Source organism: Paractinoplanes abujensis (assembly GCF_014204895.1).
GTDB lineage: Bacteria > Actinomycetota > Actinomycetes > Mycobacteriales > Micromonosporaceae > Actinoplanes > Actinoplanes abujensis.
The window spans coordinates 8,542,043-8,567,148 of the sequence record NZ_JACHMF010000001.1; the positions used below are offsets into that span (position 1 = coordinate 8,542,043).

Annotated in this window: 19 protein-coding genes; 2 read left to right on the plus strand and 17 right to left on the minus strand. The window is 69.9% G+C overall.

Going from position 1 to position 25,106, the window contains the following annotated elements; all coding sequences use genetic code 11:
- Nucleotides 1-534 precede the first annotated feature (534 nt).
- The 3 genes from BKA14_RS39385 to BKA14_RS39395 are packed head-to-tail and all read right to left on the minus strand — an operon-like array spanning nucleotide 535 to nucleotide 5,957.
- Complete coding sequence (locus BKA14_RS39385) at nucleotides 535-2,046, minus strand: hypothetical protein (protein WP_184955799.1); 1,512 nt, start codon at nucleotides 2,044-2,046, stop codon at nucleotides 535-537.
- Nucleotides 2,039-3,262 (minus strand): type III PLP-dependent enzyme, encoded by a 1,224-nt coding sequence (locus BKA14_RS39390; RefSeq protein ID WP_239092681.1) that lies wholly within the window; start codon nucleotides 3,260-3,262, stop codon nucleotides 2,039-2,041. The genes BKA14_RS39385 and BKA14_RS39390 overlap by 8 nt, the downstream gene beginning before the upstream one ends.
- Nucleotides 3,255-5,957, minus strand: coding sequence for a putative bifunctional diguanylate cyclase/phosphodiesterase (locus BKA14_RS39395; RefSeq protein WP_184955800.1), 2,703 nt, complete (start codon nucleotides 5,955-5,957; stop codon nucleotides 3,255-3,257). Before BKA14_RS39395 ends, BKA14_RS39390 begins: the two co-directional genes overlap by 8 nt.
- 170 nt (nucleotides 5,958-6,127) lie before the next feature.
- On the opposite strand from BKA14_RS39395, the gene BKA14_RS39400 reads away from it, so the two are divergent.
- Nucleotides 6,128-9,304 carry a GH92 family glycosyl hydrolase gene (locus BKA14_RS39400; protein ID WP_184955801.1) on the plus strand — a complete coding sequence of 1,059 codons (3,177 nt, stop codon included), beginning with the start codon at nucleotides 6,128-6,130 and terminating at the stop codon, nucleotides 9,302-9,304.
- A gap of 74 nt (nucleotides 9,305-9,378) precedes the next feature.
- Here BKA14_RS39400 and BKA14_RS39405 read toward each other — a convergent pair whose 3' ends face one another.
- From BKA14_RS39405 to BKA14_RS39440, 8 genes are all read right to left on the minus strand, one after another.
- Nucleotides 9,379-10,074, minus strand: coding sequence for a SprT-like domain-containing protein (locus BKA14_RS39405; RefSeq protein ID WP_239092680.1), 696 nt, complete (start codon nucleotides 10,072-10,074; stop codon nucleotides 9,379-9,381).
- A 5-nt stretch (nucleotides 10,075-10,079) separates the two neighbouring features.
- Entirely contained in the window at nucleotides 10,080-10,466 is a 387-nt protein-coding gene (locus BKA14_RS39410) for a YciI family protein (RefSeq protein WP_184955802.1), read from the minus strand.
- Nucleotides 10,467-10,515: 49 nt separating this feature from the next.
- Nucleotides 10,516-11,013 (minus strand): GNAT family N-acetyltransferase, encoded by a 498-nt coding sequence (locus BKA14_RS39415; protein WP_239092679.1) that lies wholly within the window; start codon nucleotides 11,011-11,013, stop codon nucleotides 10,516-10,518.
- Between the two features lie 56 nt (nucleotides 11,014-11,069).
- Complete coding sequence (locus tag BKA14_RS39420) at nucleotides 11,070-11,402, minus strand: immunity protein CdiI family protein (protein ID WP_184955804.1); 333 nt, start codon at nucleotides 11,400-11,402, stop codon at nucleotides 11,070-11,072.
- Nucleotides 11,403-11,423: 21 nt separating this feature from the next.
- A complete protein-coding gene (locus tag BKA14_RS39425; RefSeq protein WP_184955805.1) occupies nucleotides 11,424-11,900 on the minus strand; it encodes a hypothetical protein in 477 nt (158 codons plus the stop codon).
- 162 nt (nucleotides 11,901-12,062) lie between these two features.
- Nucleotides 12,063-12,878, minus strand: coding sequence for a hypothetical protein (locus BKA14_RS39430; protein WP_184955806.1), 816 nt, complete (start codon nucleotides 12,876-12,878; stop codon nucleotides 12,063-12,065).
- A gap of 49 nt (nucleotides 12,879-12,927) precedes the next feature.
- Nucleotides 12,928-14,955, minus strand: coding sequence for an NAD(+) synthase (locus BKA14_RS39435; protein ID WP_184955807.1), 2,028 nt, complete (start codon nucleotides 14,953-14,955; stop codon nucleotides 12,928-12,930).
- Nucleotides 14,956-15,026: 71 nt separating this feature from the next.
- On the minus strand, nucleotides 15,027-15,404 hold the full coding sequence (locus BKA14_RS39440) for a VOC family protein (RefSeq protein ID WP_184955808.1): 378 nt from the start codon (nucleotides 15,402-15,404) through the stop codon (nucleotides 15,027-15,029).
- Nucleotides 15,405-15,430: 26 nt separating this feature from the next.
- Here BKA14_RS39440 and BKA14_RS39445 point away from each other — a divergent pair, with 26 nt between their 5' ends.
- On the plus strand, nucleotides 15,431-16,210 hold the full coding sequence (locus BKA14_RS39445; protein ID WP_184955809.1) for a phytanoyl-CoA dioxygenase family protein: 780 nt from the start codon (nucleotides 15,431-15,433) through the stop codon (nucleotides 16,208-16,210).
- Here the strand turns inward: BKA14_RS39445 and BKA14_RS39450 are convergent.
- The 6 genes from BKA14_RS39450 to BKA14_RS39480 all read right to left on the minus strand — a co-directional run bounded on the left by BKA14_RS39450 (nucleotide 16,200) and on the right by BKA14_RS39480 (nucleotide 24,826).
- Nucleotides 16,200-16,949, minus strand: a complete 750-nt coding sequence (locus BKA14_RS39450) for a S1 family peptidase (RefSeq protein ID WP_184955810.1) — start codon at nucleotides 16,947-16,949, stop codon at nucleotides 16,200-16,202. The genes BKA14_RS39445 and BKA14_RS39450 overlap by 11 nt on opposite strands.
- 90 nt (nucleotides 16,950-17,039) lie before the next feature.
- Nucleotides 17,040-17,402, minus strand: a complete 363-nt coding sequence (locus BKA14_RS39455) for a hypothetical protein (RefSeq protein WP_184955811.1) — start codon at nucleotides 17,400-17,402, stop codon at nucleotides 17,040-17,042.
- A gap of 609 nt (nucleotides 17,403-18,011) precedes the next feature.
- Nucleotides 18,012-18,638: a hypothetical protein gene (locus BKA14_RS39460; RefSeq protein ID WP_184955812.1), complete on the minus strand. Its 627-nt coding sequence runs from the start codon at nucleotides 18,636-18,638 to the stop codon at nucleotides 18,012-18,014.
- Nucleotides 18,639-19,113: 475 nt separating this feature from the next.
- Complete coding sequence (locus BKA14_RS39470; RefSeq protein WP_239092677.1) at nucleotides 19,114-20,172, minus strand: DNA glycosylase AlkZ-like family protein; 1,059 nt, start codon at nucleotides 20,170-20,172, stop codon at nucleotides 19,114-19,116.
- Complete coding sequence (locus BKA14_RS39475) at nucleotides 20,169-20,582, minus strand: TIGR03618 family F420-dependent PPOX class oxidoreductase (RefSeq protein WP_184955813.1); 414 nt, start codon at nucleotides 20,580-20,582, stop codon at nucleotides 20,169-20,171. Before BKA14_RS39475 ends, BKA14_RS39470 begins: the two co-directional genes overlap by 4 nt.
- Before the next feature lie 53 nt (nucleotides 20,583-20,635).
- The gene (locus BKA14_RS39480; protein WP_184955814.1) at nucleotides 20,636-24,826 is read right to left on the minus strand and encodes a GH92 family glycosyl hydrolase; all 4,191 of its coding nucleotides are present in this window, start codon (nucleotides 24,824-24,826) and stop codon (nucleotides 20,636-20,638) included.
- Between the last annotated feature and the right edge of the window lie 280 nt (nucleotides 24,827-25,106).

Genomic DNA, 25,106 nt, shown 5'->3' on the forward strand with positions numbered 1-25,106 from the left:
ATCGGCGGCCGGCGCTGGGTGAGGGCTTTACGGGTGAGGGTCGGCTGGCGCTGGGTGAGGGCTTTACGGGTGCGGTCGGCTGGTGCTGGGTGAGGGCTTTGCGGGTGCGGTCGGCTGGCGCTGGGTGAGGGCTTTACGCGTGCGGACGGCTGGCGCTGGGTGCGGGGTGGCCCGCTTTGCGGGTGAGGCCGGCTGGCGCTGTGTGCGGGGTGGCCCGCTTTGCGGGTGCGGCCGGCGGGCGCTGCGTGCGGAGTGGCCCGCTCTGCGTATACGGGCGGCTGGCGCTGGGCGCCGGGCGGTCCGCTCTATGGGTGAGGACGGCTGGAGCTGCTTGCGGGGCGACCCGCTCTGCGGGCGGGGGCTGCTGGCGCTGCGTGCGGGGCGGCTGTCGCTGCGCGTCTCCCCTACGGCTCCCACGGCATGACCCGCCCTCCCAGGGGGCCTCCGTCCCGACCCGATTTTACTCGGAATGCCTTGCTGGAACGTGCATTGTCCACAGGGGCGATTTGTCCCTCGGAGTTATCCACAGGTCCGTCAGCCGTGGGCAACTCGGCGGAAAATATGAGGCGCGGTGGTCAGGCCGGCCCACAAGGTGAGCGTCAGGACACCCAGGATCAGGGCGGCCCCGCTGGCGGCCATACCGATGGCGGGGGCGGCGACGAGCATGGGGAGGAGGCGGACGGAGATGGCACCACCAAGGGCGCGCACCGAGGCGCTGTAGGCGAGGTCGCGGGTCACGGATTCGGGCCTGGCCCCGGCGGCCACACGTGCGTCCATGTCGCCCTCGAAGGCGGTCTGGCTCAGCCCGGCGGCGAACTGGGCCACGACCACCATGAAGGCGTGGGCCGGGGCGAGGATCCAGCCTGCGAGCATGCCCAGGCCCCACAGCGACCAGCGCAGCACGGCGGGCAGCCGCAGCCGGCCGACCACGGCGACGGCGCGGGTGGCCAGCAGGGTGCCGATGCAGAAGGCGATCGCGGAGACGGCGACCCATCTCTCGCCGTGCAGTTCGGAGGTGACCGGGATCGCGAGGAGGGTGGGGCCGGCGGCGAGCAGCATGATGCCGGCGCCGGCCAGGAGCAGCCGGGGCTGGGGGAGACGCCAGGGCCCGGGCTCGGACGGCGGGACGGCCGCGTGCCGCCAGCGCGCCGGTGCAGACGCGGCTGCGAAAGCGGGAGGCGTAGCGACGGCAGTGGGCGGCCCCGCGAGAGAGGCAGCTGCGGGAAAGGCGGTGGGCGGCCCCGCGAGAGAGGCAGCTGCGGGAAAGGCGGTGGGCGGCCCCGCGAGAGAGGCAGCTGCGGGAAAGGCGGTGGGCGGCCCCGCGGGAGAGAAAGCTGCGGGTGAGGCGGCGGGCGGCCCCGCGAGAGAGGCAGTGACGGCGCGGGTGGCAAAGGCGGCGGCCGCCCCCGCGGGGGAGACGGCGGGGGTGATCCGGGCTCGGCGGGCGACCATCATCGTAGGCAGCAGGGAACCCAAATAAACAACGTAAACACCAACGAGCAGCCACCCCGTCGGATAGCCCAGCGTCCCCGTAGGCAGGAGGGCGGCCAGCGCAGTCCCCGCCGCTTCCACACCGGCGATGGCGACCGTGTAACGGGTCATCGAGCGCGGTGAGGCGTCCACGGCGGACACCTCGGCCCGCATGCCCGCGAAGCCGGCCCAGGCCGCGATGTGTTGCAGGGCCACCAGGGCCGCGACCAGCCAGGAGGGCCAGCCCGCGATCAGGCCGTACAGGGTGCCGAAGCGCAGCAGCACCTCGATCCCCGCGGCGCCGCGGAGCAGGGTGCGGCCGTCGAGGTGGCGGGACAGCCAGCCGGTGACGGGGGCGGACAGCACCACGCCGGCGAGCATGGCCGCGTTGAGCAGGGCGGCTTCGGCGAGTCCGCCGCGGGCCGTCGCGATGAGCACGATGAAGGTCCAGCCCAGGGCCATGCCGAACGAGTCGACGATGCCCGAGAGCAGCAGTTCGCGCAGGCGGCCGGCGCGACGCATGCCGCCGGGGCCGGCTCTGCGGCGGCCCCGGCGGAACACAACGGTGTCAGACACGCGCGCCGGTGGTGGCGAATGAGCCGACGAACAGGGGGACGGGCGGGGCGAAACCGTTGAAGTTCGACGCGTAGGACAGGGTGTAGCCGCCGGTGCTGCCCAGGTAGAGCACGTCGCCGGTGGTCAGGTCGGCGGGCAGCATGATGCCGTGGCCGATGGTGTCGGTGCTGTCGCAGGAGGGACCGGTGACCGTGTACGGGATGAGGGCGGCGGCCGACTCGGTCCGGATGGGGAAGTCCCACCCGCCGGGGGTCTGCAGTACCTCCATCAGCCCGTTGTAGGCGCCCACTTCGAGGTAGAGCCAGTTCTCGTCCTCGCGGCGTTCGTGACCGATGACCGTGGCGGCCAGCACGCCGGCCTCGGCCACGAGGTGCCGGCCGGGTTCGGCGACGATCAGGGGCGGCCGGTACGGCAGGGCGTCGAGCGCTTCGGTTGTGGCGGCGCCGATCTCGGCGATCGTGGGCACGTCGGTCGTGTAGCGGGCCGGGAAGCCGCCGCCCAGGTCGAGCATCTGCAGGTCGATGCCGTCGTGGCGGAGCCGGTCCATCAGTTTGCCCGCGGCGTCGACGGCTTCGGCCCACGCGTCGGGCCGGGTGCACTGCGATCCGACGTGGAAGGTGAGCCCGTACGGGCGCAGGCCCAGCCGCTCGGCCAGCAGCATCAGGTCGTACGCGTCTTCGACGTCGGTGCCGAACTTGCGTGACAGCGGGAAGATGCTGGCCTCGTCGTCGACGCGCAGGCGCACGTAGACGGCCGCACCGGGCGCGTGCTCCGCGATCTTGACGAGTTCGTTGGGGGAGTCGAAGCTGAAGCGCCACAGCCCGGCGGCGTGCGCGGCCGCGATGTGCTGGGGCGGCTTGACCGGGTTGCTGTACAGGACGTCGGCCGGGTCGACGCCGATCGCTTCGAGCATGCGCAGTTCGGCGATCGACGCGATCTCGAAGCCGGCGCCTTCGGTGTGCAGCGTGCGCAGGATCTCGGGGGCCGGGTTGCACTTCATCGCGTAGTGGACCTGTACGCCGGGCAGCGCCGCGCGGAACGCCGCGTGCCGGTCGGCCACCGTACCCAGGTCGGTCACCAGGTAGGGCGTCGGCATGTCGATCGCCCTGAGCACGGCCGGGTCGAGGACGGAGGGCCAGGAGGGGTCGAGCGCGGAGGGGGCGAGCGCGGAGGCCCGGGAGGGGGCGAGGGCGGAGGGCCGGGAGGTGTCAAGCACGGGCGGAAGCGCCTTCCAGGAACAGTCGCCCGGCCTCGGTGGCCGGTACGGGGCGGGAGAAGTAGTAGCCCTGGGCGAAGTGGCAGCCCATCTCACGAAGCGCGGCCAGCTGCCCGAACTCCTCGATGCCTTCGGCCACGGTGTCCATGCCGAGGCTTTTGCCGAGCTGCACGATCGTGTCGGCCAGCGCCGTGTCGTCGGTCAGGGCGCCCAGACGTTCCACGAAGGAGCGGTCGATCTTCAGCGTGTCGACGGGGAAGCGCCGCAGGTAGGCCAGCGACGAGTAGCCCGTGCCGAAGTCGTCGATGGCCAGCGTGACGCCGAGCGCCTTGAGGCGTACGAGTTGTTCGAGGTTGTCGTCGGTGTCGGTCATCAGCACGCTCTCGGTCATCTCGAGGCAGAGCTGGTCGGCCGGCATGCCGGTCTCGGCCAGGATCCCGGCGACGACCTCGACCAGGTCGGCCCGGTCGAACTGGCGGACCGAGACGTTGACGGCCATCTTGACCGGGCGCCCGCCGCCGGCCTTGCTCCACGACACGGCCTGGCGGCACGCCTCGCGCAGTACCCACCGGCCCAGCGGCACGATGAGCCCGGTGGCCTCGGCGATCGGGATGAACTCGGCCGGCGGGATCAGCCCGCGGGTGGGGTGCTCCCAGCGGGCCAGCGCCTCGAACCCGATCACTTCGCTGCTGGCCAGGTCGATGGTGGGCTGGTAGTGCAGGTGCAGCTGTTTGCGTTCCAGGGCCAGGCGCAGGTCGGCTTCGAGTTCGAGCCGCTCGACCAGGCCGGAAAGCATCTCCGGGTCGTAGGCGGCGTAGCCGCTGCCACCGGCCGATTTGGCCTTGTACATGGCCAGGTCGGCGTTGCGCATGAGCTGTTCGGCGCCGTCGGTCTCGCCCGCTTCGAGCAGCCCGGCCGCGGCCAGGCCGATGCTGGCCTGCACGTGGATGTCGCGGCTCTCGCTGGCGAACGGCTCTTCGAGCACGTCGATGATGCGCTGCGCGACCTGCTCGGCGTCGGTGCCGTCGGCCGGGGCCTGGATCAGCACGGCGAACTCGTCGCCGCCGAAACGGGCCACCAGGTCGTCCTCGCGGACGGAGGCCCGCAACCGGTCGGCCACCTGCACGAGCAGCTGGTCGCCGGCCAGGTGGCCCAGGCTGTCGTTGACCTCCTTGAACCCGTCGAGGTCGAGGAAGAGCACTGTCACCTCGCCGTCGTCGGGCTGGGTGCGCAGCGCCTCGCCGACCCGCTCGCGGAACAGCGCGCGGTTGGCCAGCTGGGTCAGCGCGTCGTGGTACGCCTCGTGGACGAGCTGGTCCTGCAGCTCCTTGCGCTCGCTGATGTCGCGGGTGTTGAGCACCAGGCCGGCCACGCTGGGGTCGCTGAGCAGGTTGGTGATGGTCATCTCGGCCTGGCGCAGCCGCTTGTCGCGGTGCCGCACGGTGATTTCGAGGACCGTGGTGGCGTACGGGCGGCCGGCCACCTGCCGCAGCGCCTGCGCGAGACGCAGGCCCGACTCGGGGTCGAGCAGCTTGGTCAGGCGGCGGCCGGTCAGCATGTGCGCCGGGTAGCCGAAGACCCGCTGCACCGACTCGCTCTGGTAGAGCACGTCGGCTTCGGGGCTGACCACCGTGACGACGTCCGAGCTGTGCTGCACCAGGGCATGGAACCGCTGCTCACTGGCGAACAGCTCGGCCGTACGGGCGGCCACGCGGGCCTCGAGCGTACGGGTGAGGTTGCGGTTCTCGCGCAGGGTCAGCAGTTGCCGTCCGACGATCAGCAGGATCAGCGCGGAGCGGGTGTAGGCGATGAACAGGTTGGTGTGGCCGGTCGTGGCGTACCAGACAACCGACGTGATCAGGGCCGCGAGCACCGCCACGTACGGGAGCAGGATGCCGACCGGCTGCTGGCTGTCCTCGTCGGGGGCGTCCTCGGTGCGCTTCACCGGCATCAGCGCCGCCAGCAGGATCAGCGAGAACCCGGTGAACCAGCCGATGTCGGTCACGCCGCCGGAGCTGTACGCGTCGAGCAGGTTGAGGTAGGCGTAGCCGATGTCGGAGACCGCGAACGCCACGATGCCGACGCCGACGACCGCCAGCTGGTTGAAGGTGCGGCCGGTGCGGCGCTGCTGGGCCAGCATGTAGAGCACCATGGTCACGATGACCACGTCGCCCAGCGGGTAGGCCAGGCTGACGTAGAGGGCCAGGCCGGCCCGGCCGTCCTCGAGCAGCGGCACGACCACGAAGATCCAGGCCATCAGCACGAGCGAGGCCGCGATCATCAGCCCGTCCAGCACGCTGCGGATCCGGCCGGCCAGGGCCTGGGTGCGGCTGGGCAGCACGAGCAGCCCGACCGGGGTCAGCACGACCATGCCGAGATAGCCCAGGTCGGCGTGCGAGGGCAGCGGCACGTCCTGTCCGGTGATGCCGTACCAGCAGGCCACGGCCTGGCCCAGGCCCCAGCTGAGCACGCCCAGGCCGATCAGGCTCCAGCCCCAGCGCATCCGCCCGGTGAAGCGGCGGGAGCGGCGCAGGCAGGCCACGGCGGCGACCAGCGCGCCCAGGCACAGGCCGAAGTTCGACACGGGCGCGGCGAGGCTGGAGCCGGTGCCGAGGATGATCGCGAAGGCGGCGACGACCGCGCCGACGACCCCGCACAAGCGGTACCAGTCGGCCGCGCGGGTGCTGGTTGCCATCACGTCTCCCCAGTTAGGCGGTCTAGCCGATGATCGGGATCGGCCGGTCGGCCTTGAGGGGTTCGGCCGGGCAGTGCGTTGCGAAACGGGTGCAGAGCTTATTGACGTACGTCTCTCTCTGGTGACAACGTTGTCAAGGCTCGATCACGCCCGTCACGGGAGGTTCATCCATGCACTTGCTGCTCAGTGCGGCGCTGCTCACCTCGGTGCTGGCCGCGCCGGTCGCGGAGACTCAACCCGTCGACCTGGTACGGCCCTTCGTGGGCACGGAGAACTTCGGCAACACGTTCCCCGGAGCCAGCGCGCCGTTCGGGATGGTGCAGGTCAGCCCGGACACCGGCGGGCAGGGCGGGTACGACTACCGGCAGAACACGATCTACGGCTTCAGCCAGACGCACCTTTCCGGCGTCGGCTGCGGGGTCGCCGGCGAGCTGCCGATCATGCCGACCACGGGCGCGATCAGCAGCGTCGACCCCAACGTCTACAAGTCGGAGTTCAGCCACGACGACGAGTCCGCCTCACCCGGCCACTACCGGGTCGGGCTGCACAAGTACGACGTCGACGCCGAGCTCACCGCGACCGCGCGCACCGGCTGGCAGCGCTACACGTTCCCGGCCACCGCGGCGGCCAACGTCCTGTTCAACACGGGCAAGGCCAACCAGTCGGTGTTCGACTCCGAGATCCACGTGGTCGACGACCGCACGATCGAGGGCCGCGTCGAGGCGGGCAACTTCTGCGCGGGCCAGGACGACCACACTGTCTTCTTCACCGCGTCCTTTGATCGGCCCTTTTCCTCGTACGGGACCTGGCGTGGCACTTCGGTGACGGCGGGCAGCCGGGACGCCGCCGGCGCGGGCTCGAACGGGGCGTACGTGACGTTCGACGCCACGACCGACCGCGATGTGGTGGTCAAGGTCGGGCTGTCCTACACCGGGATGGCCGGCGCGCGGGCGAACCTGGCCGCGGAGACCTCGGGATTCGACTTCGCGGCGGTGCGTGACGCCTTGCGGGCCCAGTGGGTCACCGCCCTGGACAGGGTCAAGATCGGCGGCGGCACGGAGGAACGGCGCGCGGCGTTCTACACGGCGCTCTACCACTCGCTGCTGCACCCCAACGTGGCCGGCGACGTCGACGGCTCGTACGTGGGCTTCGACCGGGCCGTGCACAAGGCCGAGGGCTACACGCCGTACCAGAACTTCTCGCTCTGGGACACCTATCGCCCGCAGAACCAGCTGCTCGAACTGCTCACCCCCGACGTGGCCCGGGACGTGGCGCTGAGTGTGCTGGCGATCGGCCGCGACGGGGGCTGGCTGCCCCGCTGGGCCCTGGCCAACAGCGAGACCAACATCATGACCGGCGATCCCGTCACGCCGTTCCTCGTCGAGGCGTGGTCCAAGGGCCTGCTCAAAGGCCACGAGAGCACCGCGTACGAGTTGCTGCGCAAGAACGCGCTGAGCGAGCCGCCGGCCGATTCGCCCTACAACGGTCGCACGGGCATCAAGTACTACAGCGACCGCGGCTACATCCCGTCCGGGCTCGAACTCGGCACGGACTGCGTGCACAAGGGCGGCGACAACGACTGCGTGCACCCGGCCTCGGCCACGCTCGAATACTCGGCCGCCGACGCGTCGCTCGCGCTGATGGCCCAGGGGCTGGGCAAGACCGCCGACGCGCGGTTGTTCGCGGCGCGCGGGCAGTGGTATCGCAACTTGTGGGACAGCTCGACCCAGCAGTTCCGGCCGCGCACGACCGACGGCACCTGGCTGACCCCGTACGACCCGGTGGCCGCGGCCCAGCAGTTCCACGAGGGCGGCGCGTACCAGTACCAGTGGCTGGTGCCGCAGGACCCGTCGGGCCTCGTGCAGCTCATGGGCGGCCGGGCGGCCACCGCGCGCCGGCTCGACAGCTTCTTCGCGTACGACAAACTGCTCAAGGACCCGGCGGGCACCGCGCGCAACGACTGGATCGCCAGCCCGTACGACTACTACGCCAAGCCCACGTACAACCCGAACAACGAACCCGACCTGCTCGCGCCGTACATGTATCACTGGGCCGGCGCGCCCGCGCGGACGGCGACCGTCGTGCGCGCGGCGATGACGCTCTTCACGACCGGCCCCGACGGCATGACCGGCAACGACGACCTGGGCACGATGAGCGCCTGGTACGTGTTCTCGTCGCTCGGCCTCTACCCGACGATGAGCGGCGCCAACTTCCTGGCCGTGTCGTCCCCGCAGTTCCCGTCGGCGGTCGTGCGAACCGGCGACCGGACCCTGACCGTCACGGCGCCCGGCGCCTCCGACACCAACCGGTACATCCAGCGCGTACGGGTCAACGGGTCCTCGCTCACCAAGAACTGGGTGCCGTGGTCGGCGGTCGGCTCGGGCGGCACGATCGCGCACACCCTCGGCACGTCCCCGTCGTCGTGGGGCACCTCGGCCGCGGCCGAACCCCCGTCGGTCAACCGGGCCCCGCTCGACAACCGCACCGCGCTGTCGGCCGCGATCCGCCCGGCCTCGGCCGCCGTCCCGCCCGGCGGCAGCGCGACGCTCACCGTCGACATCGTCGGTCAGGCCCCGGGCACGCTGCGGCCGCAGGTCACGGTGGTCGACGCGTCGGGCTTCCGGACCGAGGTTCGCCAACCGGGCCCGATCGTGTCGCGGCACCTGCCCACCTCGGCCACCGCGACCGTGACCGTGACGGCGCCCGCCTCCGTCGCGCCGGGCACCTACCCGCTGACGGTCGACGTCTCCGGCGTGCGGAAGTCGGCGAACTTGATCGTCACGACCCCGTCCGTCTGCTCCTCGGCTGTCACGGGGCAGTGCGCGGTGGTGCTCACCCCGACCCGCGACGGCACCGCGACGGTGGCCGCCTCCGACTCGGGCAACTTCGACGGCGGCGGCTGGAGCTACGACGCCGGCCTGCTGCCCCCGGCGGGCCCGGTCACGTGGTCCGGGGTCACCTACGCCGCGCCCGATCCGGCCGGCACGGCCCCCAATTTCACGTCGGCCGCGGGGCGGACGCTGCTGCTGCCGGCCGGCTCCTACACGTCGGCCAACCTGGTGCTGACCAGCCACAACGGTCCGGTCGGGAGCTCGGTGACGATCGGCTATACCGACGGCACGTACGCCTCCGTCCCGGTGACCATCGCCGACTGGTGCGGGACGGCGGCCGCGGGCACCACCGCCGTGCTCGCCATGCCGCACCGCATCAAGGCCGGCCAGGGCGTGGACGGGCCGCCGGTCTCGCTCTTCGGCGCGCGCCTGGCCCTGGCGGAAGGCAAACAGATCCGCTCGATCACGCTGCCCGACGACGCCCGCGTCTACGTCTACGCGCTGACGTTGGCCTGATCGGTCAGCGGCTGGGGGCCGGCTCGGTCAGTGGCTGGGGGGCGGGCTCGGTCAGTGGCTGGGGGCGGGCTCGGTCAGTGGCTGGGTGCCGGCTCGGTCAAGGGCTGGGCCCCGGCGAAGGAGACGCTCAACAGACCCTTTCCCGTACGCACCTGGTAGCGGCTGCGCCCGCGCTTCTCGACGGTCCCGGTCAGCCCGCCGTACTTGCCCTCGACGGTCAGCCGGACCCGATCACCGACGGCGGCCAGGGGCGGCCGCGGCGCGGGCCGGCGCTCGCGGAGCCGGGCCAGCTCGGCGGTGTAGCGCGGGTCCATCGCCGCCGGCCGCCCTCGGTGCGTCCACTCGTACCGGGCTGATAAATCAAACGTCTTCGAGCACTCGGGGCACGAGCGGACCCGGATCGGCCGCCGATGCGCGGTGGTCCGGTGACCGGCGGCGCACACGCCGACCCAGGCCCCGTCGACCTTGGGCGTGTCGGCCGGCAGGCACCGCCCACCGGTGTAGCCGATCCGCCGGGCGATGCCCCGCCACACCCGGTCGTGCCCGTGACCCGCGCCGGCCAGCGCGTGCGCGACCTCGTGCAGGATCGTCTGCCGCACCTGCGCGGGCTCGTACAACCGCATCAGCGGCCGCGACAGCGCGATCTCCCGTTTGGCCGAGTGACACGACCCCGCGCGGGTCTTGGCGTTGTCGAACACCAGCCGCCACCCGCTCAGCCGATGCTCGGCCATCACAGCAGTGGCGAGCTCCCGGACGTCCCCCAGCTCCAACCGTGTTACTCCTTCGCAGACTTCTCCGCGGCGGCCCGGCGCACCATCTCGTCGCGCGCCGAGTCGGCCCCGAGCTCGCGCACCTCCTGCGCGCAGCGGCAGGCCCCGGCGATCTTGGCCGCCCACTTCAGTGCCTCGTCGCGCGAGCTTACGTCGACGATCACGAGCCCGCCGACAACCTCCTTGGTCTCCGGGTACGGGCCGTCGCTGACCACGCCGTCCGGGGCCACGACGCTCGCCCGCTGAGGGTTCAGGCCGCCGGCGAACACGAACACACCGGCGTCCACGATCTCCTGAACCGCCGCCTTCGCCGCCTCACCCACCGCGGGCAACTCCTCGGCGCTGATGTGATCCATTGCACCCTCGTTGAACGAGATCAGGTACTGCGGCATCGCATGACTCCCTCGTATCGGCGGCCTCGACCAGCCGCTTCCACCGGCTCTACGAACGGCCGTCCCCGGAACCGACACCACGCGCCGGACGTTCGTACAGGAACTCGGTGCCGTCCTCCTCGTCCCACTGCTCGCCGACGTGCACGAAGCCGAACCCGGCGATGGTCGCCAGCGAGGCCTCGTTGTCGGGCCGGATGCTGGCCCGCACCGTGACAGCCGACGGCTCCGCGGCCGCCCAGCGCAACAACTCGGTCACCATCGCCCGCGCGTATCCGCGCCTGCGGTGATCGGGGTCGGTGCTGTAACCGATCTCCACCATCCCGGTGTCGTCCGGCGGCCCGTGAAAACCGCCGGCGCCCACCACCACCTCGCCGGGAACGGAAACGGCGGCCCGCACGATCCAGTCGGCGGCGCCCGGGTCGGCGGCGATCTGGTCGAGGCGCATCCGCCACAACCACGTGATCTCGTCGGACAGGAACCAATCGGTCAGCTCGACCCCGGCCAGCTTGCGGGCGGTGACCAGGTCACCGTCGAGCAGAGCCGTCAAAGTTGCCGGCGCAAGGCGTGCAAAACGAACAGAAGGCGTGGTCATCGAAACCGATCCTAGGGCCCGCGCCGGTCCCGCATCGGTCGGTGGTCGTCGTCGTGGGCGTAGCTGACTTCGATGTCGGGCAGCGCGTTCTGCAGGTCGAAAGCCAGGTGCAGACCATCGGAGACCCAGCGTCGCTCCGCCTCCGCGCTCGGAAACTCGAATTCGGTCAGGGCAGTCCGCTGAAACTGCCCGTTCCACGCGCGCAGCCGCGCCACCAATTCCGCGCTCAGGCCCAGATCGTCCAGCTCAGCCGGCCCCCGATGGTCCGGATCGCTGTCCCACAGCCCGTCACCGAGGTGGTCGGCCATGACCCGCAGAGCAAAGGGCCGATACGGCTCATCCATACCGCGATGATGCCTCGCGTGTCACACCGGGTAGACGCGGTACTGCAGCTTTTCGTCGTACCGGAGACCGGTGACTGCCGTGATGATCGACCAGAGGAAGTCCTCGTCCGGGCCCCAGGACGGCACGGGGATCTCGGCCTCGACCGGCAGTGGCGTTCCTTCGTCCTCGACGGCCACACCGTCGGCGTAGACGTAATGACGGGTGCGCTCCCCGTTCGTGAACAGCGTGAAGCCGTATGTGCTGGAAACGCTGCTGAAGAAGACCACCAAAGCGTCGGCCGGGTCGGTCGGCTCCCAGCCCATGACCACATCCATCATCGGGTTCCAGACCTGCACCCAGCCACCCGACTCCGCGGCATAGAGGGCGTCGGGCTTGAGGGCGCTCGTAGCCTGGTCGGCTCCGACCAGTTCGCCGCTGAAATCCGTGATGGCGAGGTCGTCCACAGCCTCGTCCGCCGTCATGCCCTGACGGAAAAGCACCGAGGTGTTCCAACCCATGATCAAACCTTTCCTCGTACGGCGGGGCCGCCGCCCATTGTTCAGGGCGCCACCGTCAGGACAACCCGGGAGGGGCACCCTCGTGAAATATCCCGGCGGCTTCGCTCCGGCTACCACACGCCGGCCCAGCCACCCCGGCTCCACCCAAGCCGGGAGCGGGATTCACGGCAGGCCGAGGAAAGCCTCGAAGCGGGCCTCCGCGGCACGGCAGGCGGTGATCACTTCGGTTCGGCGCACCAGCAGGCGCCGGGGGCGATCGCGTGGGGGTGTCCACTGCGGAGGCGGCGCCCAGCCGGGCCGGCGGTTCGACGCGAACTCGAAGATCAGGTCGTGTTCGGTGGCGGCCAGCGTGACGTGAACGTGGTCGAAGGTGTCGCCGAGGATCAGGGGCTCGGGGTCGCGTGGGGCCGGGTCCTCGGCCGTACGGCGAATGGCCCGCAGGTTGACGACGTGGGGTGCCAGAGCGGTGGTGGTGATGTTGCCGAGCGGGACGCCCCGGATGTAGAGCTGATAGTCCCCGAAGCGGCCGTCAGCGCTGGTCGGGGTGTATTCGGCGCGGAACTCCTCGATGTCGCCGCCGCCGATCGTCTCGTCGCGGGGCACCATCCGATACCAGATCAGCGCCCAGGGGCGCCCGTCGTCGGGCCACGGTTCCGGTGCAGGCGGGTGCGGCGGTGGTCCGGCGCGCGGCTGGCGGCGACCGGCCGCCTTTTCGAGCCGGCGGCGGGCCGCGTAGGACCGGGTCTCGGCCAGCCATCGGTTGCGGGCCGGTTCGAGCAGGTCGAGGGCCCGCAACAACGCGTCCGGGTCGATCTCCAGCCACACCGGGACGCGCGCCGCCGCGATCAGGTAATGCCAGGTCTTCCGGAACTCGTACGGGGCGAAGTGCAGCGCGCACTCGCGCAGCGCCAGCAGCCGGCGTTCGAGCGGCAGGTCGAGGTCGCGGACGCGCGCGGCCTGGGCGGGGAAGCTGCTCACGCGGCCTTCCCGCCCTGCTGCCGTTCGGCACCGGCGGCCCCTGACGAAGTCATTCGATGGCGTCCCAGCGTTCGAGGTCGCGCAGCCAGGCGTTGGCGTTGCCGTCGGACGGGGCCCGCCAGTCGCCGCGCGGGGACAGCGAGCCGCCGGCTGAGACCTTGGGGCCGTTGGGCATCGCCGACCGCTTGAACTGGGCGAAGGCGAAGAAGCGGCGGCAGAACGTCTCCAGCCAGTGGCGGATCTCGGGCAGGTCGTAGGCGATCCGCTTCGGCTCCGGGAAGTTGGGCGGCCACGCGCCCGTCCCGGTGTCGCGCCAGGCGTGCCAGGCCAGGAAGCCGATCTTCGATGGGCGCATGCCGTAGCGGAGCACGTGGAACAGCGCGAAGTCGTGCAGGGCGTACGGGCCGATGGTGCTTTCGGTCGACTGCAGCTCGGCCCCCGGCACCAGCTCGGGGCTGATCTCGGTGTTCAGCACGTCGGTCAGTACCGCGCCGACCTCGTCGTCGAAGATCCTCTCGGAGACCACCCAGCGGATCAGGTGCTGCATCAGCGTCTTGGGCACGCCGCCGTTGACGTTGTAGTGGCTCATCTGGTCGCCGACCCCGTACGTGCACCAGCCCAGCGCCAGCTCCGACAGGTCACCGGTGCCCAGCACGATGCCGCCGCGCTGGTTGGCCAGCCGGAACAGGTAGTCGGTGCGCAGCCCGGCCTGCACATTCTCGAACGTGACGTCGTAGACCGGCTGGCCCGACGCGAACGGGTGCCCCATCTCGGACAGCATCAGTTTCGCGGTCGCCGTGATGTCGAGCTCGGCCGCGGTCACGCCCAGCGCGCGCATCAGCCGGTGCGCGTTGCCTTTGGTGTTGTCGCTGGTGGCGAAGCCCGGCATGGTGAACCCGAGGATGTCGCTGCGGGGCCGCCCGGCCCGGTCCATCGCCCGCGCGGCCACGATCAGCGCGTGCGTCGAGTCGAGGCCGCCGGACACCCCGATCACGACCTTCGGGTTGCCGATCGCGGCGAGGCGCTGCTGCAGACCCGCGACCTGGATGTTGTACGCCTCGTAGCAGTCCAGCGCGAGCCGATCGACGTCGGCCGGCACGAACGGGAACCGCTCGACCCGGCGCCGCAGCCCGAGGTCACCGGTGGGGGCGTCGAGCGTGAACCGTACGGTGCGGAACTCGCCGGTCCGGCCGGCGTGGGTGCGCCGGTTGTCGTCGAACGAGCCCATCCGCAGCCGCTCCTGGCGCAGCAGGTCGAGGTCGACGTCGGCGATCGCCATCCGGTCGTCCAGTGGGAACCGGTCGGTCTCGGCCAGCAGCACCCCGTTCTCGTAGATCATCGTCTGCCCGTCCCAGGACAGGTCGGTGGTTGACTCGCCCAGGCCCGCGGCGGCATACACGTACGCGGCCAGGCAGCGCGACGACGCCGACTTGCACAGCAACCGCCTGTCCTCGGCCCGGCCCACCGTGATCGGGCTGCCCGACAGGTTGAGCAGCACGGTCGCCCCGGCCAGGGCGGCTTCGGCGCTGGGCGGGATCGGCACCCACATGTCCTCGCAGACCTCGGCGTGCACCACCAGCCCCGGCACGTCCTCGGCGCTGAACAGCAGATCCGTACCGAAAGGAATGGTGCCGTCGTAGAAGCCGCCGCGCTCGTCGTCGCCCGCCGCGATCTGCCGCTTCTCGTAGAACTCGCGGTAGTTGGGCAGATACGACTTCGGCGCGATCCCCAGGATCCGCCCGCGGTGAATCACGACCGCGCAGTTGTAGATGCGGTTCCGGTGCAGCAGCGGCGCCCCCACCACCAGCACCGGCAGCAGCTCGGCCGACCCGTCGACCACCGTTCTCAGCCCGGCCCGCACCTCGTCGAGCAGCACGTCCTGCATCAGCAGGTCCTCGATCGAATAGCCGCACAATCCCAGCTCGGGAAAGAGCGCGACGGCCACCCCCTGCTCGGAGCACTCGCGGGCCAGGCTCAGGATCGCCGCCGCGTTGGCCGCGGGATCCCCTACGACGACGTGATCGGTGCACGCGGCCACGCGCGCGAACCCGTGCTGGTAGACAGATCGGAAGTTCACCACCCCATCATGGTCAGACTCCCCGCGTCTGTCCTGCCAACCGGGGGGTGCCCCACGAGCCTGAGCGATGCTCAATCCAAGCAGAACTCGTTGCCCTCCGGGTCCTGCATGTTCTGGCAGGACTCGTTCACGCCGTCGGCCACCAGCAGGATCCCCCGCTTCGCACCGAGCGCTTCCAGCCGTACGCATTCGGCCTCCAGGGCGTCCAGCCGCTCCTGGCCGACGAGCCCGGTGCCGACCCGCACGTCGAGGTGCACGCGGTTCTTCACGACCTTGCCCTCGGGCACCCGCAGGAAGAGCAGCCGGGGGCGTACGCCGCCGGGGTCGGCGCAGGCGAACGCGGTCTCCGTCGACACCGTGGCCTCGTAGCCCAGCACCTCGCACCAGAAGGGCCCGACCCGCTGCGGCTCGGCGCAGTCGAACGTGACCTGAAAGTCCTTGGACGTCATGGGCTCACGGTAGCCACACTCGGGGCATGGACATCGACAGGTTCGTCCGGGACGGCTTCGTCAAGATCGAGCAGGCCGTGCCGGCGGCCGTGGTCGACGACTGCGCGCGGCTGCTGTGGGAGCGGATCGACGCCGAGCGGGACGACCCCCGCACCTGGACCAAGCCGGTCGAATGGGTCGGCACCATGGCGCAGCCGCCGTTCGCCGCGGCGATGAACGTGCCGGTGCTGGTGGAGGCGATCGACGCGGTGGCCGGGCCGGGGCGCTGGCAGCCGCGCAACGAGATGGGTGCCTTCCCGCTGCGCTTCCCGCACACCGAGGAGCCGGACGACGCGGGCTGGCACATCGAGGGCGCCTACATGCCGCCGGGCGAGACGTCGTACTGGACCAACGTCCACTCCAGCTATCGGGCCCTGCTGCTGTTGTTCCTCTTCACCGACGTCGACGAGCGGACCGCACCCACCCGGATCCGCGCCGGCTCCCACATGGACGTTCCGCGCGTGCTGCTGCCGTACTCCGAAGAGGGCGCCTCCGGTGAGGTTCTGTCCCCACTGGTGGACGCCGCGTCCGCGCACCGCCCGACCGTCCTGGGCACCGGCCGCGCGGGTGACGTGTTCGTCTGTCACCCGTTCCTGGTGCACGCGGCCCAGCCCAACCACGGCACGGGACCCCGTTTCCTGTCCCAGCCGTGCATCTCGCCCCGGGACCGGTACGCGCGACGGCCGTACGAGGGAAACGACAGCCCGATCGGCCGGACCATCCGCCAAGCGCTGACGGACGGTCCGGGACACCCGGTCAGGCCGTAGGCAGACCACCGACCTGCGTGTTGACCCACGTGCGGATCGAGGGCAGGTCGCCGTAGATGGACGGCGCGGTGGCGCACGTCGAACTGCTGTTGCCGGCCCGGCTGGTCACGCCGATCAGATTCCAGCGGCCGTTGACCGTACGGACCTGGGGGCCGCCCGAGTCGCCGTAACAGGCGCCGGCCACGCCGCCCGTGTTGTTGGTGCAGATCTCGTACGGTCCGTTGATGCCCGCGCAGCGGCTGTCGGCCACGATCGACGTGTCGAGCTGGTGCGCCACGGCCGGCGACGACCCACAGCCGCGCGGCGCGCAGGTCTGGCCCCAGCCGATGATCCGGGTGGCCGTGCCGACCGCGCCCGACGTCGACGGGATCGGCGCCGGGACGTAGCTGACCGAGGAAGCCAGCTCGAACAACTTCACGTCGATGTTCGGGTGGCTGACCGCGCGCCGCACCGAGACGACGGTGCCGCCGCTGGTGCGGTTGACGCTGCCGACCCGTACGGAAGCCGGGGTCGGGCAGTGCTTGGCCGTGACCACCCAGTTCGCCTTGATCAGCGAGCCGGTGCAGCCGGAGGTGTAAACCATGAACGGGTAGTTCTCGGTGGCCGGTTGACCACCGACGACCGAAGGGCCCACCACGGGATCGGCCGTGGGTGCGGCCACCGCGGAGGCGGCCGGGGAGAGCAGACCCGCGGCGAGCACGCTGGCCGCGGTGAGCAGGGTCCGGGCGAGGAGGCGCATGGATGACGTCCTGTCTTGGCCGGTGGGGGGTGACAACGGGCCGGTGGCCCGGCCACACCGTAGCCGTGAATAGACGTCTATCGATACATGTCAGTTGGGGCCTATCACCGGCGGGATGCCCAGCGCTCTCGCAACGGCCTGGGCCGCCGCAAACCTGACATCGCCTATCTGGGTGTCCGTCTCCGTGCAGAAGATCTTGATCACCGTCACCCGGTAGCTGTCGCCCCCACTGCGGGCCACCGCGTCCCGGACACCCGCGATCGCCTCCGCCGCCCGCTGATCGTCCCACTCGCCATAGCCGTACGCGTCGGGCCCGTAAACGTCGCGCCGCCACCCGAACACGTCGTCCGAGACGGTGACCTCATCACGCGCGGACGGCTCCACCCGCACCACGACGTCCGCGACATGCGACAACCTGCCGATCATCCGCCGCAACCGGTACTCGCCGTCCATGCCGCGATAGTACGAACCCCGCGCCCCGCGAGGCGCCGTCGCGCCATGGATGAGCCACCGCTACAGCACTTCACGAGGTGTTGGTCATTCGGGCGATCGTCCTTGCTCGTAGTCTCGACACCATCGACATCTCACGTTCTTGATGATGGCGATTTCGGGCCCGCCCTCCAGCGCTGACCGGCTCACGTGCCGATGCGCCAAACATTTCCACGCCCGGGTCGCTGCTTGCGACGGGCCGTTGCCCTCGGCTGCGAGTGGCTTCAGCCGTGCTGGGTGACCGAGCCCGCGGAGTGGTCGCCTGGTTGAGGCTGAGCACGGGCCAGGTCGACACCTTGCGGGCTGCTGCCGGGTGTCCATCTGCGTCGACCCAGCCAACACTACGAACAGCTACATCAGCGTGCACATCCCGACCTGGAACCGCGCGCCGGCCCGTTCACGCCCGCTGCCAAAGCCGTCGTCTTTACCTCGCACGGCAACCCGTTGCTCCCCTGGCCAGTTCTGCGGCACTTCATCGATGCCATCTCGGCCAGCGGATACATCGCCGACAATCCGGCTTGACCGGCGATCCGAGCCAGCTCGCTCTAGCGGCGGCGGAACGAGCGTCTCGCGTCAGCCGCGAGAAACCCCAGCGAGGTGCTCGGCGACGTTAAATAGAGATCCGCATTCGGGACACTCGATGCGGCCGAAGAGGCGGGTCAGGGCTGTGGCGAGGACGGCGCGGCCACCTTCAACCGCCTCAGCGTGAAGGCGCTCGGCCACCTCGCTGGACAGGCCGGGGATGACCGAGGACTCGTCGTCCCCTAGATCTACCAACACCTCCGCGTCACAACCAGGGCATTCCACGTCGACTTCCCCGTCATTGAGATGATCGAGCTCCTTGCCCCACAATTCATCGCCGTCGAATCCCAGGATCGCCTGCTGGAGGTAGACGAACTCACGATCGTCGGAGGCGTTTGCTAGACGCTGCGCGGCCATACCTCGTAGAGCAGCAATCTCGCCACGGTACGAGGTCCGGTCCGCCTCCAAGGAGTCCACGACGATGTATCCGGCCAGAGCCAATGCCTTGACACATGCTTCGCCGGTGAACGCAGCAATCGTCGTCGACAGCCACGGCACCAAGACCGCGCTGGCGGGATCGCAGTTGCCTTGATGACACGACTTCGCCCAGATGAAGCTCCATGCCTCGGAGGCAGGATCAGCCGCTGCGGCTTGCAAGATGTCCGGAGAGATTTCCATCGGCCGAAGCCTCGCATACGCCAAGATCAGGTGCACTCATCTCGGCAGATCAGCGTTCGTGCCTCCGGGCGGCCTCATGCCGCTTGCTGGCAGTGTGAGCGGGCTTGCGGTCGGCTGTCGGCACCTATCGAGTGGGCAACATGCACCGGGCCCGTGATGTCGGCCTGACGGGACCGGCCGCCCCTCAGTTGTGCGTTTTGATTGCCTGCTTCGCTGGTGGGGTGGTCTACGTGGGGCTGATGGATGATCCGTGGGAAGAGTTTGCGCCGGCGGGGGTGACCTTAAGAGTGTTGCGGTGGGCTCACGAGAACGGGCGGAGACGTTGGGGGAGGGCCTGCGACCTGTTGGAGCAGCTCGAGTGCGGCAACGACGTGCCTGAGGTTCTCGGGGAGGACGGCACGGTTGAGGACGTACGGGGGGAACTGGAACGTGGCCTGGAGAGCCCCGGAGCCGACCCGCCGCTGAGCGCGCTGCTCTAAGCGGGCAGGTCGAGGGCGACGCCCAGCCAGCGGGCCAGGTCGTGGAGTTCGGTGTGGACGGCGGCGGTCACGGTGGGGGTGAAGGGGATGTCTTCGTGGATCGCGTCGACGCGGAGGGTGCCGTGTTTGCGGTCGGTGGTGGCGTCGAGTTTTCCGATCAGGCGGTCGTGGTGCAGGATCGGCATCGCCCAGTAGCCCCAGCGGCGGTGGGTGGGGGGTTTGTACATTTCGAGGTTGTAGTCGAACTCGAACAGGTCGGCCATGCGTTTGCGGTCGAAGATCAGGCGGTCCAGCGGGGAGAGCAGCGCCGTCCGGCCCTCGAACGGGGCCTCCAGGTAGGACGGGTCGACGCGCCACAGCCCGCGTACGCCTTCGATGCGGGCTTCGATGCCGGCGTCGACGCGACGGGCTATGCCCAGCGACCGCAGCAGCCGGGCCGCGCGAATGCGTAACGCCTCTTCCAGCGGCACCACCTCGGCGGGGTAGATGCGGTGGGCCAAATCCCACATGCGGTCGCGCCCGTCGCGGTCGGCCAGCGCGACCTCACCCCGGACGACCAGGCATTCCAGCATCATGCCGACGTTGCGGTTGTTGTTCCAGCCGGACGAACCCCACGGCACCACTGACGTATCCGGAATTTCCGATTGGGGCAGCGGGCCGTCGCGGTCGAGCCGGTCCAGGATGTCCCGGCGGAAGCGGTCGTTGGCGTCCACCCAGTGTTGCGCGCCCGGCGTGCCGAACTGCGAGTCGGGCGCGAGATGCTCGGCCATCTCCGCCCGATACAACGAAATATCGGACATGGGACGGATCATGCCGCGCAGCTCGACGTAGGTGCGGTCGGCCAAGCCGGAAGCCAGCTCCGAGGGTCGGTAAGAAGCGCCCAGCCGGCTCCACAAAGCGAGATCGGCATGGGGAGCGACCGCCGCGGTCTGGTCGTACTGCAGGAACGTCAGCCCCGATATCACCGCATCCATCGAGGAGGGCCGCGGCGAAGTCAAAAGCTGCGCCCGTACGGCGATGCGCCGCGCCGCGGTCCGGGTCAGCGTGACTGTCACATGACCCAGCCGTAGAGGTGCTCGACCTTGATCCGCACGACGAGCCGCCCGTCGGTGACCATCGCGCGCCGGAACTCGTCCCAGTCCGGATGCTCCTGGCCGCGGATCAGGCGATAGATCTCGACCAGTTCCTCGACCACCTCGTCCTCGAGGCCCCAGGCGACCTGGGTGAGCTCGGCGGTGCCCTCGGCCACGGCGTAACCCTGCTCGCCCGACACCTTGATGCTGATCCGGGCGTCGCGGCGCAGATTGTGCACCTTGGCCAGCGACGTGCGGGTGGAGAAGCGGATCAGCCCGGGCAGGGCGATGTAGCTGACGTCGGACAGCTGCGGCCGCCCGTCCCGCTTGATGGTGGCCACAGTGCCCAGGGTTCCCGCGGCGATCACGCCCCAGAGCTTCTCGTCTGACATGGTTACTACATTACTAGGAAGGGGCGGCGAGGTGGGCCCCGCCGCCCCTTTTGTCACAACTTCGCGCACTGCCCCAGCCGGAGGCCCGTACCGGCGTTCTTGAGGCCGTTGTCAACCGGCGCCGGGTTGTTGCCCGTGCAGGTCAGGGCCCCGTTGATGGTGTTGCCGGCCACCACCGTCGCGGTCTTGCCGGTGGTCAGCGTGACGATCCCGCGCACCGTGGAGCCCTCGATCGACACCGGGCCCGAGTCGGTCGCGGTCACGAAGCCCGACACGTTGGTGCCGAGCAGCGACACGGTGCCCGCCCGGGTGGCCGTCAGCGCCGCTTTCAGGGTCGCGCCCGTGGCATACAGCGACGCCCCGTTCCGTACGGTGACCAGGCCCTTGACTGTCGAGCCGGGAGCCAGGCAGGTGACGCCCGAGCTGACCGTGAGCGCCCCCGACACCTCGTCCGCGATGGTCGTCGTGCAGGCCGGCGCGGGCTTGCCGAGCAGTTCGACCTCGGCCGGCGTGCCCTCGAACTCGATCGAGTAGTGCTTGTACCGCCCCGGCGACGTGATCTTGAACGGCCGGGTCTGCAGCCGCCAGTCGAACTTCTGATCCTTGCGGCTGTCGATCGTCGTCCACTTCGTGCCGTCGTACGAGCCCCGCACGGTCCACGACGACGGGTCGGCGCCGGCCGTGGCCCCGGAGGTCAGCGTGTAGTACGTGGCCTGCTCGCCCGCGCTCGCGAACTCGTAGGTGAACGGCCCGCTGCCCTGGGTCGTGCTGGTGTCGTCGACCAGCGCGGGCGTGGACGCGGTGCCCTTGCCCGGCCCGGTCAGGTCGCGCAGCGGGTTGGCCGGCGCGCTGCCCTGGGTGATCGACGGCGGCGGCGAATCGGCACCCCACGACGAGGGGTTCGGCCCCATCGTGAAGTCGAGCACCGCGCCGTCCGCGAGCTTCTCATGCGGGATCGACGTCGATGCGTACGACGACCCGTTGATCTTCAAATCCTGCACGTAGACGTTCGACGCACTGTTGGCGGGTGCGTTGATGACTATCTTCTTGCCGTTCTCCAGGTTGACTGTGGCCTTCTGGAAGAGCGGAGAACCGACCGCGTACGCCGGCGAGCCCATCTGCAGCGGGTAGAAGCCGAGCGCCGAGAACACCTGCCACGCCGACATCTCGCCGTTGTCCTCGTCGCCGGCGTAGCCCTGGCCGATCTCGCTGCCCAGGTACAACCGGGACAGCGCCTCCCGCGCGAGCTTCTGCGCCTTCGCGGGCTGCCCGGCGTAGTCGTACATGTAGATGATGTGGTGTGAGGGCTGGTTGCTGTGGCCGTACTGGCCCATCCGGACGTCGCGGGCCTCGAGCATCTCGTGGATCGTTCCCCCGTACGAGCCGGGGAAGGTCGCCGTCTCGGGCGTCGCGAAGAACGTGTCCAGCTTGTCGGCCAGCCCCTTCTTCCCGCCGTACAGGTTGGCCAGGCCCTGACCGTCCTGCGGCACGTGGAACGCCATGTTCCACCCGTTGGTCTCGGTGTAGTCGTAGCCCCAGACGCGCGGGTCGTACTGCTCCGGCGTCTGCCGCCACACGCCCGCCGAGTTCTTGCCCTGGAAGAAACCGACCGACTTGTCGAACATGTTGACGTAGTTCAGCGCCCGGTTGCGGAAGTACTCGGCCTCCTCGGCGTACCGCTTCTCGCCGGTCTTGCCGGCCAGCGCCGCGGCCATGTTCGCGATGCCGAAGTCGTTGATGTAGCCGTCCATGGCCCAGCTCATCGCCTCGCCGGTGACGTCGCTCGGCGTGTAGCCCTTGAAGATCGAGCTGGCCAGCCCCTTGCGCCCGACGTTCTGGTTGGGCGGGGTCACCGTGGCGTTCTTCACCGCCGCGGCGTAGGCCTCCTCCACGTCGAAACCCTTGACCCCTTTCCGGTACGCGTCAGCGAACGCGACGTCCGAGCTGGTGCCCACCATGAGGTTGGCATAACCCGGCGACGACCAGCGCGAGATCCACCCGCCGTCGCGGTACTGCTGGACGAACCCGTCCACCATCTCGCCCGCCGTCTTCGGCGTCAGCAGCGAGTACGCGGGCCAGGTGGTGCGATAGGTGTCCCAGAACCCGTTGTTGACGTACACCTTGCCGTCCTTGACCGGCGCCCCGGTCTCCGTCGGCGTGCCGGCCGGGCTGGTCACCGCGGACTGCACGGTGTGCTTGTAGGCCGGGGCCTCGTTGCTGCCCGTGTTCTCGAAGGCCGAGTTGGGGTAGAGGAACAGCCGGTAGAGGTTCGAGTAGAGCGTGACCAGCTGATCCTCGGTGGCGCCCTCGACCTCGATGGTCCTCATCTTGGCGTCCCACAGCTTGCGGGCGTTGTCGCGCACCGACTCGACAGTGGCGTCGGCGCCGATCTCGAGGTCCAGGTTGTGCTTGGCCTGGGCCACGCTGATCAGCGAGGTCGCGATGCGCATCTGTACGGTCTTGGCCCCGAAGCTCACGTAACCCGTGGACGGCCGGTTGCCCGTGGCCAGCGAGCCGCTCGCGGTCACGTCCTGGTCGAACGTGGCGTACACGAACATGCGGGTCCAGCCGGCCGAGAGCCCGCCGCTGTTGACGTCGGACCAGCCGCTGATCGCGTTGCCGGCCGCGTCGATGGTGAGCCCGGCGTTGTTGTTGACGTTGTCCAGGATCAGGTGGCCGCTGTCACCGGGGAACGTGAACTTGAACAGCGCCGCGTGGTCGGTGGGCGCGAGCTCGGTCTTGAGCCCGTTGTCGAACGTGACCCCGTAGTAGTGCGGCTGGGCCACCTCGTTGTCGTGGCTGAACGGCAGCGCCCGCGCCGTGCGGGCCGGGTTGAGCGCGGTCGACGGCATCACCTGGAACGTCTGCCGGTCACCCATCCACGGGCTGGGCTCGTGGCTGGCCGAGAACGCCTGGATCGTCGGCTTGTTGTCGGCGTTGTTCTGCCGCGACCACTGGTAGAGCCAGCTGGTCGAGCCGGCGTCGGTCACCGGCGTCCAGAAGTTGAAGCCGTGCGGGACGGCGGTGGCGGGGAAGTTGTTACCCCGCGAGAAGTCGCCTGACGACTGCGTGCCCCGGCGCGTGTCGGCGTACTCGGAGAGGTGTTCCCTCGGCTGAGCCGGGGCGACCTCGCCGATCGTGATGTCGTCGAACCACGTACGGAAGCTGGTGGGGCCGCTCGGCTTGTCGTAGCCGACGAGGATGCGGTCGATGGTCTTGCCCCGGGCGACCTTTCCGATCCTGCTCTTCTTGAGGTTCCACTGGCTGGTGTAGAGCGACTTCGACTCGCCCTGGCCGGCGGGTGTCAGGGTGAACCCGTGTTGATCTTTGGGGGCGAGCTGCGACAGGAACGTGCCGTCGGTGAAGGCCAGATCGATGGCGGCGTACGTGGCGGGATTGCTCAGGTCCGTGCGGTTGAACTCCGGGAAGATGAGATATGACAACTCGGTATTGTCGGTCACCGCCATGTCGACGTCGAAGACCTTGTTGTACGCGTAGCCGCGGCCCTCGGCGGTGTGCCGGCCGGCGATCTGGAACGCCTTCAAGCCGGTGTAACCCGCGTTGGCCTTCGCCGTGGGGGAACCGGCCGGGCCGCTGCCGATCCGGCTCTGCATCGGGCCCGTGGGCGGTTCCGTGACGTCGGCGCCGGCCAGCTCGAGGTCGGCCAGCTGGGTGAGGTTGCCGCTGCCGTGCGCGCTGATGCTCAAGCGGTAGATCGTGAAGCTGCCCGGGCTCGCGACCTCGTACGTCTTGGTCTGGAAGCGCTCGTCGAAGGTCTGCCCGGTCCGGGTGTCGACAGTGGTCCAGCTCTGACCGTCGGCCGAACCCTCCAGCGTCCAGTCCTTCGGATCCCGCTCCGGGGCGTCGTTGGCGCTGGTCAGCGCGTACTTGACGACCTCGGAGGGTGCGTCCAGCGTGTACCGGGCCCAGCTCGTCGGCGTGTCGACCAGCCATTTGGTCGCGGAGTCGCCGTCGTTCAGGTTGGTGGCGCCCTCGTTGGCGTTCGGCTGGGCGTTGACCGCGATGGCCGTGACGTTGCCCCGCAGGCTGCCCGGCATGCCGACGATCACGGTGCCGTCCACGCCGCTCGCCCGCTCGGTCGTGTCGATCCAGTCGGGCTGCGGCTGCCCCGTCTCGAACGAGGACGCGAAATCCGGCGCCGCCGCCCGGGCCGGCGCTCCCATCAGCATCGATCCCATCATCGCCAGGGGCACTGTCGCGGCTATCCACCGTGGTCGGCGCATCCGGCCTCCTCCGATCAACTCACGTAACGTGCGCGACACATCGTTACCGGTAAATCAATCAATGGGCAAGACCGGATCGCACACAATCGCGCAACGCCTGACATCGATGTCAGTAGGGTCCTTGTGTCCCGTTCTGCCGCCCGATATGGTCACTTCGGGGTCCGCCTCGCCCGGGGGCGCATGTTCAATCATGTTCGTTCACGGGCCGCGGCCCTTTCCTCGTGGCGTGCCGATCCGCTCACAGCCTTGACCGTCGGCCCGCTTGCCGCTTTGATCATGG